The 14133-nt window shown below is 63.8% G+C and carries 10 protein-coding genes; 1 reads left to right on the top strand and 9 read right to left on the bottom strand.

The window, feature by feature from the left end:
- Positions 1 to 18 precede the first annotated feature (18 nt).
- The 6 genes from AC0V7N_RS30815 to AC0V7N_RS30790 all read right to left on the bottom strand — a co-directional run bounded on the left by AC0V7N_RS30815 (position 19) and on the right by AC0V7N_RS30790 (position 8369).
- Positions 19 to 2379, bottom strand: coding sequence for a molybdopterin-dependent oxidoreductase (locus AC0V7N_RS30815; protein ID WP_496627479.1), 2361 nt, complete (start codon positions 2377 to 2379; stop codon positions 19 to 21).
- A gap of 141 nt (positions 2380 to 2520) precedes the next feature.
- Complete coding sequence (locus AC0V7N_RS30810; protein WP_475451950.1) at positions 2521 to 4185, bottom strand: ABC transporter substrate-binding protein; 1665 nt, start codon at positions 4183 to 4185, stop codon at positions 2521 to 2523.
- Between the two features lie 264 nt (positions 4186 to 4449).
- Positions 4450 to 5634, bottom strand: a complete 1185-nt coding sequence (locus AC0V7N_RS30805; RefSeq protein WP_475451949.1) for a mandelate racemase/muconate lactonizing enzyme family protein — start codon at positions 5632 to 5634, stop codon at positions 4450 to 4452.
- A gap of 1 nt (position 5635) precedes the next feature.
- The gene (locus tag AC0V7N_RS30800) at positions 5636 to 6742 is read right to left on the bottom strand and encodes a mandelate racemase/muconate lactonizing enzyme family protein (RefSeq protein WP_475451948.1); all 1107 of its coding nucleotides are present in this window, start codon (positions 6740 to 6742) and stop codon (positions 5636 to 5638) included.
- A gap of 36 nt (positions 6743 to 6778) precedes the next feature.
- Positions 6779 to 7471 carry a GntR family transcriptional regulator gene (locus AC0V7N_RS30795; RefSeq protein WP_475451947.1) on the bottom strand — a complete coding sequence of 231 codons (693 nt, stop codon included), beginning with the start codon at positions 7469 to 7471 and terminating at the stop codon, positions 6779 to 6781.
- A 109-nt stretch (positions 7472 to 7580) separates the two neighbouring features.
- Positions 7581 to 8369, bottom strand: coding sequence for a HalD/BesD family halogenase (locus AC0V7N_RS30790; protein ID WP_475451946.1), 789 nt, complete (start codon positions 8367 to 8369; stop codon positions 7581 to 7583).
- A gap of 101 nt (positions 8370 to 8470) precedes the next feature.
- Here AC0V7N_RS30790 and AC0V7N_RS30785 point away from each other — a divergent pair, with 101 nt between their 5' ends.
- Entirely contained in the window at positions 8471 to 9379 is a 909-nt protein-coding gene (locus AC0V7N_RS30785; protein ID WP_475451944.1) for a LysR substrate-binding domain-containing protein, read from the top strand.
- Between the two features lie 43 nt (positions 9380 to 9422).
- On the opposite strand, the gene AC0V7N_RS30780 is transcribed toward AC0V7N_RS30785, so the two are convergent.
- From AC0V7N_RS30780 to AC0V7N_RS30770, 3 genes are read right to left on the bottom strand one after another with little or no spacing between them, the layout of a single operon-like run.
- Complete coding sequence (locus AC0V7N_RS30780) at positions 9423 to 10577, bottom strand: efflux RND transporter periplasmic adaptor subunit (protein ID WP_475451943.1); 1155 nt, start codon at positions 10575 to 10577, stop codon at positions 9423 to 9425.
- Positions 10578 to 10592: 15 nt separating this feature from the next.
- Positions 10593 to 13772, bottom strand: coding sequence for a multidrug efflux RND transporter permease subunit (locus AC0V7N_RS30775; RefSeq protein ID WP_496627478.1), 3180 nt, complete (start codon positions 13770 to 13772; stop codon positions 10593 to 10595).
- Complete coding sequence (locus tag AC0V7N_RS30770; protein WP_475451942.1) at positions 13766 to 14017, bottom strand: hypothetical protein; 252 nt, start codon at positions 14015 to 14017, stop codon at positions 13766 to 13768. Before AC0V7N_RS30770 ends, AC0V7N_RS30775 begins: the two co-directional genes overlap by 7 nt.
- Positions 14018 to 14133 lie beyond the last annotated feature (116 nt).

Raw genomic sequence — 14133 nt, 5'->3', positions numbered from 1 at the left:
CAAAGAAGGAGAGAATGGCTAAGCCTCCTTGTGATGGGGCTGCGGTCCGGCCAGGCCGGACACGTCGGCTAAACGCACTGTGGCAGGCGGATCGAATGCTGTCACCGGGGGAACGGTTCCGTCAAATCGCGACACCTGAACAAGCGTCGAATTGCAGGTCGGCGATTGGGCAAGGCGCGACGTACCCCGGTCAGGCGTCAGCACATTCGGATTGCCATGCTTTTCCATACTGTGCGGCTGTCCTGGCGAGGAAGGGTCGAACCATGCCCCGGTGGGCAACTGGACGACTCCAGGGATCAGGCCATCCGTCAGCACGGCGCCCGCCAGGCATGCTCCGCGATCGTTGGAAACGCGCACGACCGCTCCGCCCACGATGCCGCGCGCCGCGGCATCCGCCCGGTTGATCCACAGCGGCGCGCGGCCCGACACTTTGCCCGCGCGGCTGACCGAGCCGTGATCATACTGGCTGTGCAGCTTGTCGGCCGGTTGCGGTGACAGAAGATGCAGCGGGAACCGGCTGGCGAGGTCGCTGCCCAGCCATTCCCGCGGCTCAAGCCACACGGCGTGGCCCGGACAGTCGTCATAGTCGTAGGAATCGATCGTCGGCGAGAACAGCTCTATGCGGCCCGACGGCGTTGCCAGCCGGTGCCGGTCCGGATCGGTCCGGAAGGCGCCAAGCAGTGTCTGCGACGTCACCTGTCGGGCAAGATCGGCGTGTCCGTCGTGCCAGAAACGATCGAAGGATGGCATCTCGACCCCGGCCGCGTTCGCATTGTCCCTGGCCTGATCGTAAAGGACCCGGATCCATTCGCCGGCTTCGCGCCCTTCGGTGAAGGCTTCGCCGGTGCCGAGCCGTGCCGACAGGTCGGCAAAGATACGATAATCGTCGCGGGCTTCCGCCACGGGGTCGATCGCTTGCTTCATGGCGACCACGAGGTTTTCGCGGCTCGAGAAGGCGAGATCGTTTCGCTCCAGTGGCGTGGTGACGGGCAGCACGATGTCGGCATGGCGCGCCGTCGCCGTCCAGAAGGGCTCGTGGACGATGATGGTTTCAGGACGTTGCCACGCCTCGACCAGCCGGTTCAGATCCTGGTGATGATGAAAGGGATTGCCACCGGCCCAGTAGACCAGCTTGATGTCGGGATAGGACATCGTGGCGCCGTTGAATTGGAAGGAACCGCCGGGATTGAGCAGCATGTCGGCCATCCGCGCGACCGGGATGAAGTCCGGCACCTGGTTCCTGCCTTGCGGCACGGACGGCCACCGAAATCCCATCTCCGGTCTTCCTGCGCCATTTGTCGACGAATAGCCGAAGCCAAAGCCGCCGCCCGGCAATCCGATCTGGCCGAGCAGCGCGGCAAGCGTGATCGCCGCCCAATATGGCTGTTCGCCATGGTCGGCGCGCTGCAAGGACCAGCTCACCATCAACATTGTGCGCTTGGCGGCCATTTCCCTCGCCAGCGCGACGATCCTGTCCTCTGTCACGCCGCTCAGGGCGGCGGCCCATGCCGGGCTCTTCGGCTGGCCGTCGGTGTCTCCCAGGACATAGGCCCGGACAGCCTCGAAGCCGGTGCAGTAGCGCGCCAGGAATGCCTCGTCATGACGGTGCTCGCTGATGAGGACATGGCATAGAGCCAACATCAGCGCGGTGTCGCTGTTCGGCCGCAGCGGCAGCCATTCGGTTTCGACGCCGCGCGGCGCATCATCGCGCACGGGTGAGACGTTGATCAGCCGGGCGCCGTTGCCGACGGCCTTTTGCAAGGCCGCTGCCGCCTCGTGACGGGCCGCGCCACCACCTTGTATCTGCGCGTTGCGCCAGGGCAGGCCGCCAAAGGCGATGATCAGTTTGCTATGCCGTTCGATCCCGTCCCAGGTGGAATGATTGCCCGTCAGGCCATCGGTGCCGCCAAGGACATGCGGCAGGATGATCTCGGCCGCGCCATAGGAATAGCTGAGCACCGAACTCGTATAGCCGCCGATCGCGTTGAGGAAGCGGTGGACCTGGCTCTGGGCATGGTGGAACCGCCCCGCGCTCGCCCACCCATAGGAGCCCGCATAGATCGCGCTGTTGCCATGCTCGAGGCGAACACGCACGAGTTCTGCGGCCACGATGTCCAGTGCCGTTTTCCAGGAGACTTCGACAAAAGGCTCGCTGCCGCGCCCGCCCTTGCCGCTGGCCCTGTCTCCCTCCAGCCAACCGCGCCTGATGGCGGGACGGGACACGCGCAAGTCGCCCTGTACCGTGCCGAGCATGGACCTGCCGATCGGCGACGGATCGGGGTCGCCGCTCCACGGCTCGACGCCGACGAGCCTGCCGTTCTCGGCACGGACTTCGTAAGTCCCCCAATGCATGGTGGTGAGCAGGGTCTCGGACTCCATGGGACGGATCAATGATCAATCGTCCCGCAACGCGAGGTTCCGCGTCAGGCCGGCGCGCAGCGCTTTGCCTCGACCTGGCAGCGAAAGCACCAGCCCCCGGAGGGGGCTGGCGGTTGCGGGATGGGCTTTGTTTGCCTCCGCTTAGGCCTTCGTTGCCTTGTCGAGGAACAACTGCGACATGGCGGTCGGCTGCACGCCGGCCACGCCCTTCGCCGTTGCCGTCAGATAGTCGTAGAAATAGCCGAAGATAACAGGCGTTTCCTCGAGCAGCAGCTTCTGGATCTTGCCGGCGTCAGCCTTCTGCGCTTCAAGGTCGAGCGCGGCGATGTAGCTGTTTGCCAGCGTGTCGTAATCCTTGTTCTTGAAGTGCGCGGCGTTCCAGGTGCCGTCGCTCTTCAGGGGTGCTGCAAGGAACACGTTAGGCACGCCGCGGTGACCATAGTCGGTAATGCCCATCACCGAATCCAGCCAGTTCGATTTGCCGAACACCGCATCGCCGTAGTAGCCGCCCTGGTCGAGGATGTTGAGCTCGAGCTCGATACCGATCTCCTTGACCCAATTCTGGATGAGCTGGGCGTATTCGGGAATTTCCAGGTAGCGCTCGGTGGTCAGCGTCACCTTGAAACCCTTGCCGGCGCCGGCCGCTTCCATCAGCTGCTTGGCCTGCGCGATATCCTGCTTGCGCTGCGGCACGCTTGTATCGGTCGACGGATAGGCAGGCGCGAACGGGCTGTCGTTGCCAGGCGAAGCACGGCCTTTCATCAGGCCGGCGACCAGCTTGTCGCGATCGAGGCTGAGCGCGATAGCGCGACGCACGCGCGGGTCCTTGAGCGGATCGGAATCGCAGCGCAGATGCAGTTGCTGGTGCGCGACCGACTTCAGGCTGATGATGTCGACGCTCGGATCATTGAGCAGTGCAACGCCGGCCAGCACCGGCATCTGGTTGATGATGTCGACCTGCCCACCCTGCAATGCCAGGATCATCGGCTGCACATCGGTGAAGAAGGTGAACTCGGTGCGATCCGGCAGCGCCTTCGGCCCCCAGTAGTCGTCGTTGCGGACGAAGGACGCGCCGACTTTTGCCGTGTATTTTTCGATCTTGAACGGGCCGGTGCCGTCGAAGCTTTTCTCGTAATCGCCCTTGTAGCTCGCCGGGATGATGACCGCGTTGTAGTTGTCCGACGATACCATGTAGGGGAAGTTGCCGTTCGGCGCGTCGAGATGGAATTCGACCGTGTAATCGTCGACCTTCTTGGTGGCGCCCTTCTGCAGGATGCCGGTGAACACCGACAGTGCGTTGGACGAGTTTGCCGGATCGGCAAGGCGATCGATGCTGGCCACGACGTCGTCGGCCTTCATTTCGCCGCCCGAGTGGAATTTCACGCCCTTGCGCAGCTTGAAGGTCCACACCGTACCGTTGTCGTTCGGCTTCCAGCTCTCGGCCAGGGCCGGCTGCAGCACGAGGTCGGGGCCATCGACGCAGAGGAATTCGGCAACCTGCTGCATGACGAGCAGGCCGCCGGCGTCCGCAATGGTGACCGGGTCGATGGCTGCTGCCGGCACGCTGCTGGCGACGCGGATGGTGGCCCCCGCGGCACCCGCGGCGCGGGCGAGCGACGGCATGCCGCCGAAGCCGGCCGCCGTGGTGATACCGCCCAGAAGCGGCAGCGACAGGCCGAGCAGGCTGCCATGGCGGATGAAGTCGCGGCGGCTGACGCGGCCGTCGACGAGACCGTCGATCAGGTGATTTTCGAGCGGCGAGCGGTTGCGCCGGATCAGGTCGAGAATGCGGTAGTTCTTGCTCATGGGTTTAACCCTTTCCCCTGTTTCTTATGGCTGAAGAATGCATTTCAGTTGACGAAATTCCGTGGAGTTCTCCTCATCCCGGCCATCAACGAAGTCGGTCGACCGGGACTGTAGCATGCGGTTTTGTCTGGTCCATCCGATCCTTGCGACGGAGGGGTCAGATTTTCTTGAGGCAATGCTTCCACCCGTCAGGTCCTGTCGTCACGATCCGATCGCGGCGCGGACTTCTTGTTGTTGAATAAGTCTCCTTTCCTTCTCGTTCTCCTAGTTGAGCGGCAGGCGGCGATATGTTCCGGGCTTCGCCGGGTCGTGATATTTGTTGCACGCGCCGTTCTCGACGAAATCGCGATGGCAGGCCGCGAGGTTTTTCCGCGACAAGGTGACGCCGAGACCGGGGCCTTCCGGCACGCGCACGACATTATTCCTCGGCGAAAACGGCCCTTCCTCGGTGATATCCAAGGGCTGCATGCGAAACAGCGACTGGTTCGGCTCCCGGATCCAGCCGAGCGCCGCGCACAGATGCAGATAGGCCGCGCTGCCGATGCCGCTGTCGCCGCTGTAGCACCAGAAATCGACGCCGGCGTGCTCGCAGGCGCCGACGAACCGCAGCATGCGGCCGATGCCGCCATGCGCTGTCGGATTGCCGACGAAGGCGTCCGGGACCTTGAGGTCCATGGCGCGCGCAATGTCGATGTTGTGGGTCGAGAACGGGATCGAGCAATGCTGCCGCAACTGGCGCATCTCCTCGATCGTCGCCACCGGATCCTCCCAGTTGCGCACGCCGAGCTCCTCGAGCGGCCGCGCCAGCCGCCGCGCGGTGCTGAGCGAATAGGCCTGGTTGGAATCGATGCGGATCATCGCCTCGTCGCCGAGTTTTTCGCGGATCAGCTCGACCATTCTCAGCGAGATTTTCGGGTCTTGCGTCGAGAATTTGCCTTCGAAGAAGGTCGTTCCATGCGTCTCGTGCAGTTCGACGCAATAGTCGGCGACTTCTTCCGGCGTCGTCTCGCCTTTCACCTTGGGTCCGTCGCCGCGCAGCGAGAAATAGTCGGTGAACGGGATGTCCTTGCGCACGGCGCCACCGAGCAGCTGGTAGAGCGGCTGGTTCCACGCCTTGCCGCGCAGGTCCCACAGCGCCATCTCGACGGCGCCGAAGGCCATGATGCGCGTGCGGTCATTGATCGACTGCACGCCGGTCCAGTAGGGCAGGCAGACATGCTCGGCGCCGGCGATATCGAAGGCATCGCGACCGACCAGGCGCTCGGCCAGAACACCATTGATGATGGCCGCTGCCGCCGGCGTCGGCGCCTCGCCGAGGCCGATCAGCCCATCCTCGGTCTCGACCTCGACAATGGTCTGCGAAAACCCGTCGAGCTCGCCGAAGACCCAGCCATACGGCGCTTCGAGGCGAAGATTGATCGGCGTGGCCTTGATGCTGCGGATTTTCATGTCAGCGTCCGATCTCGAAGAACGGCGCACCGAGCAGGTCGGGAACGACGTCGATGCCAAGGCCCGGCCCGTCCGGAATTCCCATCCGGCTGCCGGTGACCGGCGGCTTGTTCGAGGCGGTGCGCACCGTCACCCATTCATGGAAGGCAATCGCATGCAGCCGGCGCTCCTCCGGCGTCGACAGCGACAGATGCGCCATCGCTGCCGTGTCGATCTCGGCACCGCCAGTGTCCTCGACCGTGATCATGAAACCGAGATCGACGGCGACGTCGCGGATCAGACGGGTCTTGGTGATGCCGCCCAGCCGCGAAATCTTCAGCGTCAATCCGTCGGCCGCACCCAGGCGATGGATTTCCAGCATTGCCTCGAGCGAGATGACGGATTCGTCGAGCACCATCGGCTTGTCGAGCATGCGGCGCACCGACATGTTCTCGTCGATGGTTGTGCAGGGCTGCTCGAACGTGTAGTCGATGGCGCGTGTGGCATCGGCGAACTGCCGCGCCTGATAGGGCGTCCAGCCGGCATTGGCGTCGCAGAAGATCACGGTGCCTTTCGGCACCGAAGCGGCGACCGCGGTGACGCGCTCGATGTCGTCATGGACATTGCCGCCGACCTTGACCTGCAGTCGGTGGAAGCCGTCCTTGACGATGCGCTTGGCCAGTGCGGCCATGGCGTCGACGCTGCCATGGGTGACGACCTTGTAGAGTTCGGCCGTGTCGCTCTCCTTGCCGCCGAGCAGCGTGACCAGCGGCACGTCGGCCGCGCGCGCGGCGAGATCCCAGCACGCCATGTCGAGAGCCGACTTGATGTAGGGATGGCCCTTGAACACCGTGTCCATCAGCCTGCCGATGCTGGCCAGGCCACGCGGATCGTGGCCGATGAGGTGCGGCGCGATTTCCGGCACGCCGGCGCGGGTGCCGGCCGGGAAGGCGGCCGAATAAAAGTTGCCGAGCGGCGCCATCTCGCCCCAGCCGGTGAGGCCGCTGTCGGCGGTGATGGCGACGATCACCGCGTCGAAGGCGTCAGCCTCGCGCCCCTTGGACATGCGGTAGGGCCCGTCCACGAAGGGCTGCACGACATGGTAGGCTTTGATGGTTTCGATCCGCACGTGTCTGTCCCTTGGCTGCAATGTCTGGGGAATTGATCAGGCGCCCCTTGATGGGCGCAGTTCGAGGCCGCGTGCGTAAGAAAGCAGCTGTTCGAAATCGAGGTGGATATGCTCGCGGGCATGGCGCTGGGCAGCGCGCATGTCGGTGCCCTTGAGCAGCCGCACGTAAACCTCATGGACGTCTTCGGCCGGCACCGGCTCGTTGCGCGCATGCTGGTGCAGCGCGAAATACATCTGCAGCCGGCTGGTCAACCGCTGCCAGGTTTCCAGAAGCACCGAGTTGTCGGCCCATTCATAGATCAGGCCATGCAGTTGCAGCGCCGTTTCGATCTGCCTTGTGGTGTCGAGGTTGCGGGTCGCCTGCTTCACCGCTTCGTGGCGGCGGTCAAGCTCGTCGAAGAAGCGCTGGTCGCGCAGCGGCCAGGTGCACTCGATGGCAAATTCGTCCAACACCTGGTTGAGCGAATAGGCATCGTCGATGTCCTTGGCGGTGACGTCGATGACGAAGGTGCCGGCATAGGGAATGCTGGTCAGGATGCCTTCCTGCACCAGCTCGCGCATCGCCTCGCGCAAGGGCGCGCGGCTGACCCGCATCTGTTCGGAAATCCTGAGCTCATTGAGCTTCTGGCCGGGTTGCAGTTGCCCGGTCAGGATCGCGCGCCGCAGCAGCGCCACGATCTCGGCGCGGCGCGTCGTGTCGGCAATCGGGCTGAAATCCGTCGTCACCATCCGGCCCACTCCAGCGAGAACAGAAGGCAAGACAATCAGATTGTCGACAATCTAACAAGATGTGATTTTCAGATTTTTTCGCCCGACAGCTGGCCCGCATGCGGTTGGCTCAGGCCGCCCGGCCGTAGAAGCCGACGCGCTCCTCGGTGCTGAACATCACACCCGGCTTCTCATAGTAGGAAAACACCGCGATCATGCGTTCGCGATCGCCTCCGACCGTGGTGACGCGATGCGCGGTGTTCTTGCCGCGAAAGACATTCAGCGTGCCCGGCTTCATGCGCAGGATTTTTGCGTCGGGATCGCGCCCTTCGAGCAACTTGGCGACGCCCTCATAATTCGGGTTGTCATCCGACCGGAGATCGGTGCGGTATTCGAGGTCGCCGCCGCGCTCCGCCTGCTGCAGCAGCAGCGTCGTGGTGAATTCGGAACGGTCGAAATGCCAGTTCAACGCCTCGCCGGCGCGATAGGCCATGACATTGGTGCGTGCCAGCGGATCCTGCATGACATGCAGTTTTTCCTTACCCATGGTCGCCGCTAGGAACCGCACCAGCGGTTCATACTCGTAGATGGCAAGCACGGTGCTGCCGGGAATCTGGTCGGCGCAGACCGTGTGGCTGATGGTTTCGACCTTGCGCAGTGCGGGATGTTCGGGTGCGAGTTCGGGGATATCGGGCTTGAAGTAGATGTTGTGCATGCGCTTGTGCACATGGGACTGGGTGTCCATCACCGGCTTGATTTCCCGCACCGCCTGTTCGGCGACGTCGGGCCGCAAAAAACCTTCGAGATTGAACATGCCGTCAGCCCTGAGGGCTTCGATCGACTGTTCGACGAGATGGTTCCATTCGGCGCTGCCTTCGCGATCGAGCGGATAGCGGTCGAGATCGAGGATGTCTTTCATGTCGGGTGCTCCAAGGGTTGGGCACAGAAGACGGCAAAAATTTCTTTCCCTCAACGCGGAAAATTATTACGACTGACCAAGAAAAACTTATGGAACCTATCATGGAACGGCTGCCACCGCTGAACGCGATCAAGGCCTTCGAAGTCGCGGCCCGCGCCGGCAGCTTCACTTTGGCCGCGAGCGAGCTTGGCGTATCCTCGGCGGCGGTCAGCCAGCAGATCCGCAATCTCGAAACCTGGTTCGGCAAGCAGCTGTTCGTGCGCACGGGCAACCGCATCACGCTCACCGACGCCGGCCATGCCATCTATCCGCAGACGGCGCGTGCGCTCGGCGACATCGCCGCCATCGGCCAGCGCATGCTGGAAGGCGGCTTGAGGACACGGCTTGTGGTCAGCGTGCCGTTCTCGCTGGCCGAACTGTGGCTGGCGCCGAGGCTGGCGGCTCTTCTCGATGCCTTTCCGCATATGGCGATCGACGTGCGGGCGGAGGACGATCCGATCGACCTGATGCGCCAGAATGTCGACCTGCGCATCTCCTATGGCGACTATCACTATCCCGGCCTGCGCATGGTCCGCCTCGTCCATGACGATGTGCTGCCGGTCTGCGCGCCGGACTTCTGGCACCGGCACGGCAATGGCGATCCGGGGTTCACGGACCTGCATGAGAGCCTGTTCATCCACACCAATTGGGGCCCGAATTATGCTTCGCACCCGACCTGGGCGGACTGGTTTTCTGCCTGCGGCGGCAGCCGCTCACCCGACCCCTCGCATGGGCGCCGCGTCGGGTTATCCAGCCTGGCGATCGCCTCTGCGAGGCTGGGTCTGGGCATTGCGCTCGGGCAGCGGGTGATGGCGCAGGCCGATCTGGAGGCTGGCCGCCTGATCGCGCTCTCGTCAGTTTCAGTGCGCCTTGGCCATCCCTATTGCGCGTTCATGCCGCCGGCCAAGGCCGATCGCGCCGATGTCGCCGCTCTCGTCGGCCTGCTCGTGAAAACGGCGCCCGCGACCTGAGAAAAGGTCGGGGCGCCGCGCGGAAACCGGGCCTGCGGGGGATTCAGGTAGCCGGTTTCTGTGGCAGTGGCGAGATCGGCATTCCAGGTCCGATCTTCTGCAGATTGCCAGTTATCACCTGGTCGCCTTCGGCAACACCGCTCAGGATAGCCACCAGATCGCCGCTGGTCGGGCCGAGCGAGACCAGCCGCTGGTCGACTGTGTTGCCCTTGCCGACGACATAGAGATATTTGCCGAGCTGGCTTGAGCCCAGCGCAGTCTGCGGCACCATCAGCGCGTCGGGCTGCTGCCTGATATGCAGCCGCACGCGAACATACTGGCCAGGCATCAGCGTGAACTTTGCATTGCCGATGGTGGCGCGGGCGGTGATGGTTCCGGTCGAATGGTCGACCGTGTTGTCGATGAAGGTGAGTTCGCCCTTCTGGCTGGTCTCGGTCTCACCGGGAAGCAGGACCTCGACCTCGATCGGGCCGTCTGCGCGGGCCTGCTCGATCTCGGTCAGATCCGTCTCGCTCGGATTGAAGGTGACATAGATCGGGTCGAGCTGCACCAGCGTGTTGAGCACTGTGCCGGCGACGCTGACCAGCGTGCCGACCGAAGCCTGGTTGCGGCCCAGGCGCCCGGTGAACGGCGCGTGGATCTCGGCGTAGCTCAGATTGAGCTCGGCCGTGCGCACGGCCGCCTGGTTGAGCGCCAGCGACGCCTGCGCTTCACGCAAGGTGCTGGTGCGCTGGTCGAAACTGTCCTTGTCCAGGTAACCGCTCTTGGCGAGCTCGGTGCCGCGGCCGAGATTGGACCGCGCATAGTCGAGCGTTGCCGTGTCGCGCTGGACCTGGGCTTTCGCCTGGTCAAGCGCGGCCTGGAAGTCGTCAGGCGAGATCTTGTAGAGAAGGTCGCCCTGGCGGATATCGGCGCCGTCTTGCGCCGTCTGTTCCTGCAGGTAGCCAGGCACGCGTGCCTGCAGCGTGACGCTGCGGATCGGCTCGATGCGGGCGGCATAGTCGAGATAGATCGGGATCGTCTTCTTGATCACGCTTGCCACCGGCACCGGCATGACGAATGCCGCTTGAGCCGGCGTCGCCGCTCCCGCCGTGCCGGCGCTGAGCCTGAGGTTGCCCATGTCGAGCAGGTGGACGCTGGCCACCGAGATCGCACCCAGCGCGACAGCCGTTCCCAACGCGATTTTCCATTTACGCATAATTAGTCTCCAATCTTATTCAGCCGCTTCCGCCAGGGGAGGGAAGGCGGGTTCGGCAGTTGGTTCAGTGTGTTTGGAGGAGGCGGGTTCGCCGCTTTCGCGGCGCTCCCGCAGTTGTTCGATGACCGCGTAGAAGACCGGCACGAACACCAGCGACAGGATGGTCGCGGCGACCATGCCACCGAACACGGTGGTGCCGATCGACTGCCGGCTTGCAGCGCCAGCGCCTGTCGCGAACATCAGCGGCAGCACGCCGAGGATGAAGGCGAAGGCCGTCATCAGGATCGGCCGGAGTCTCAGCCGCGCGGCTTCCATTGCCGCCTCGACGATGCTCAAGCCTTCCTCGCGCCGCCGTCTGGCGAACTCGACGATCAGGATGGCGTTCTTGGCCGCCAGGCCGATCAGCATGACGAAGCCGATCTGCGAGTAGACGTCGATCTGCATGCCACGCACCCAGAGCGCCGCGAACGCGCCGAACAAGGCCAATGGCACCGCTAGCAGCACCATGAACGGCATCGCCCAGCTCTCATACTGCGCCGCCAGGATCAGGAAGACGAAGACGATGGCGAGGCCGAAGACGACGGACGCGATCGATCCTGCCTTGAGCTCCTGGAAGGTGATGCCGGTCCATTCGAAACCGAAATCCCTGGGCAGCGCGGTGGCCGCGGCCCGTTCCATGGCAGCGACCGCCTGGCCGGAAGAGAAGCCCGGTGCGGCGCCGCCATTGATCGAGGCCGAAGCGTTGTTGTTGTAGTGCGGCACGGTTTCCGGCCCGACGAACGGCACCAGCTTGCCCAGTGTGCTGAGCGGCACCATGCCGCCCGACGCATTGCGCACATAGAGCCGTGAGATGTCGGCGGCACCCGCGCGTGCATCCTTGTCGGCCTGTATGGTCACCCGGAAGGTGCGGCCGAACAGGTTGAAGTCGTTCACGTAGAGGGAGCCGAGATAGATCTGCAGCGTGTTGAAGACATCGGGCAGGTTCAGGCCGAGCAATTTGGCCTTGCTGCGGTCGAGGTCGTAGTTGAACTGCGGCGTCGAGGTCGAGAACGGCGAGAACAACTGCTGCGGATTGATTTCCGGCTGCTTGCGCGCCTCAGCGATCACGGCCTGCGTCGCGTCGTTGAGAGCCGTGCTGCCGCGACCGGTGAGATCCTCGACGACGAATTCGAAGCCGCCCGTGGTGCCGATACCCGGTATCGAAGGCGGATCGAAACTCAACGCAAAGGCTTCCGGTATCTGCAACAGCTTGCCGCGCACGTCGGCAACCAGCTTCGATGCGCTCTGGTCGGGAGTACGCTCCTCCCAGGGCTTCAAAATCGCAAACTCGACCGCCGAGTTCGACTGCGCCGCACTGGTCAGGAAGTTCAGGCCGCTGATCGAGCCGACAATGTCGACGCCGGGCGTCGCCTGCAGGATGTCGCGCGCCTTCTGCGCCACCGCGTCGGTACGCTCCAGCGAGGCACCGTCGGGCAACTGGATGACGACGAAGAAATAACCCTGGTCCTCGACCGGGAGGAAGGTCGAGGGCAGCTTCTGCCAGACGAAATAGGTGGCAACCAGCCCGGCCGCGAACAGGCCGAGCATGATCCAGCGCAAGCGGATGAGAATGCGCACGCCATGGGCGTATGCATGCGACAGTTTGTCGAAACCCGTATTGAACCAGCGGAACAGCACGAACTGCGTCTCGCCACGATGGCGCAGGAAGGCGGCGCTGAGCGCGGGGCTGAGCGTCAGCGAATTGAAGGCGGAAATACCGACCGAAATCGCCACCGTCAGCGCGAACTGGTTGTAGAGCTTGCCGGAAACGCCGGGAATGAAGGCGACCGGCACGAACACCGCCATCAGCACGGCGGTGGTGGCGATGATCGGGCCGGTGACTTCGGCCATGGCGGCCTTGGTCGCCGCCAGTGGTTTCAACCCAGCCTCGAGCTGTCGTTCGACATTCTCGACCACCACGATGGCATCGTCGACGACAAGGCCGATCGCCAGCACCATGCCGAGCAAAGACAGCATGTTGAGCGAGAAGCCCATCATCTCCATGACGACGAGCGTCGCCACCAGCGACACCGGAATGGCGATGGTCGGGATGATCGTCGTGCGCCAGCTCTGCAAGAAGACGAACACCACGGCAACGACCAGCACCAGGGCTTCGCCGAGCGTGATCAGCACGTCATGCATCGAGGCCGAGACGAAGCGCGTCGTGTCGTAATGCATCGCGTAGGACACGCCCTTCGGGAAACGGGCCGACAGCTCCTGCATCTTGTCCTTGACGCGCTGCTGAAGGTCGAGCGCGTTGGAGCCGGGCATCTGATAGACGGCGAGCACCACCGTCGGGTCCTTGCCGAAGAAGGCCGACGAAGAATATTGCAGGGCGCCGAGCTCGATGCGGGCGACGTCGCGCAGCCGCACCAGCGAGCCGGTGTCGGTGTTGGCGCGCACCACGATGTCGCCGAATTCCTTCGGGTCGCCCAGGCGGCCAACGGCGTTGACCTGCATTTCGAAGGCGGTGCCGGCGGGAGCCGGCGACTGGCCGATCTTGCCGGCGGCCACCTGGACGTTCTGTTCGGCGATGGCATTCTGCACGTCGACGGCGGTGATGCCGAGATTGGCGAGCTTGTCCGGGTCGAGCCAGACGCGCATCGAATAGCGCCGCTCGCCGAAGATCTGCACGTCGCCGACGCCTTGCAGACGCTTCAGCGGATCGACGACCTGCAGATAGGCAAGGTTCGAGAGCGCCACCGGATCGATGGACTTGTCGGGCGAGGTGAGGTTGACGATCAGGACGAAGTTCGGGTTCTGCTTCTTGATCGTCACGCCGCCCTGGTTGACGATAGCCGGCAGCGACGAGGCCGCCTGCGAGACGCGGTTCTGGACGTCGACGGCGGCGGTGCTCAGGGAATAGCCGACATCGAAGGTGATGGTGATGGTCGAGGAGCCGTCATTGGAGCTCGTCGACGACATGTAGGTCATGCCTTGCACGCCGTTGATTTGCTGCTCCAGCGGCGTCGTCACCGTGTCGGCCACGACTTGCGCGCTGGCGCCCGGATAGTGGGCGCTGACCACGACCTGGGGCGGCGTGATGTCGGGAAACTGCGAGACCGGCAGCAGGAAATAACAGATCGTCCCGGCGAGCACCATGATGATGGCGATCGCCGAGGCGAAGATCGGACGGTGGATGAAAAAGTTTACCACGACACACATGCCTCGCCGGCTGCTCTTGCCCGCCCGAAGGCGCTGGCAACCCTGGACAACTGGCCGTGCCCGTCACGGGAGGCTTCCCGTGACCGCAGCAACGGCACCTCGCGACGCTGCTCATCGGCAAGCGAGCGAAGCATCTTCTCGAAGGCGCGGGGGTCGACCCCATCTGCTTTCATGACCAGCCGGATCATCGGATCCCGGACGGCCTCATCTATGGTAAGATCGCGGCGCTGTGGCATTGGCCGGCTCCTTGTCTGTCGATTCGCAGCCCATGCTCGCGAACCGTTTTTCATCTCTTCACCGGCCGGAGCCGCATGAACCGCAGTTTTTCGCTCATTCCGATCTGGCAGGACCA

The sequence above is a fragment of the Mesorhizobium kamtschaticum genome (assembly GCF_056174585.1).
This window is presented reverse-complemented; position numbering and strand designations above follow the sequence as displayed.

Bases quoted from the DNA above. Each gene is read 5' to 3' on its own strand.
- AC0V7N_RS30815 (WP_496627479.1), bottom strand. From the start codon at position 2,379: ATGGAGTCCGAGACCCTGCTCACCACCATGCATTGGGGGACTTACGAA.
- AC0V7N_RS30810 (WP_475451950.1), bottom strand. From the start codon at position 4,185: ATGAGCAAGAACTACCGCATTCTCGACCTGATCCGGCGCAACCGCTCG.
- AC0V7N_RS30805 (WP_475451949.1), bottom strand. From the start codon at position 5,634: ATGAAAATCCGCAGCATCAAGGCCACGCCGATCAATCTTCGCCTCGAA.
- AC0V7N_RS30795 (WP_475451947.1), bottom strand. From the start codon at position 7,471: ATGGTGACGACGGATTTCAGCCCGATTGCCGACACGACGCGCCGCGCC.
- AC0V7N_RS30790 (WP_475451946.1), bottom strand. From the start codon at position 8,369: ATGAAAGACATCCTCGATCTCGACCGCTATCCGCTCGATCGCGAAGGC.
- AC0V7N_RS30785 (WP_475451944.1), top strand. From the start codon at position 8,471: ATGGAACGGCTGCCACCGCTGAACGCGATCAAGGCCTTCGAAGTCGCG.
- AC0V7N_RS30780 (WP_475451943.1), bottom strand. From the start codon at position 10,577: ATGCGTAAATGGAAAATCGCGTTGGGAACGGCTGTCGCGCTGGGTGCG.
- AC0V7N_RS30770 (WP_475451942.1), bottom strand. From the start codon at position 14,017: ATGCCACAGCGCCGCGATCTTACCATAGATGAGGCCGTCCGGGATCCG.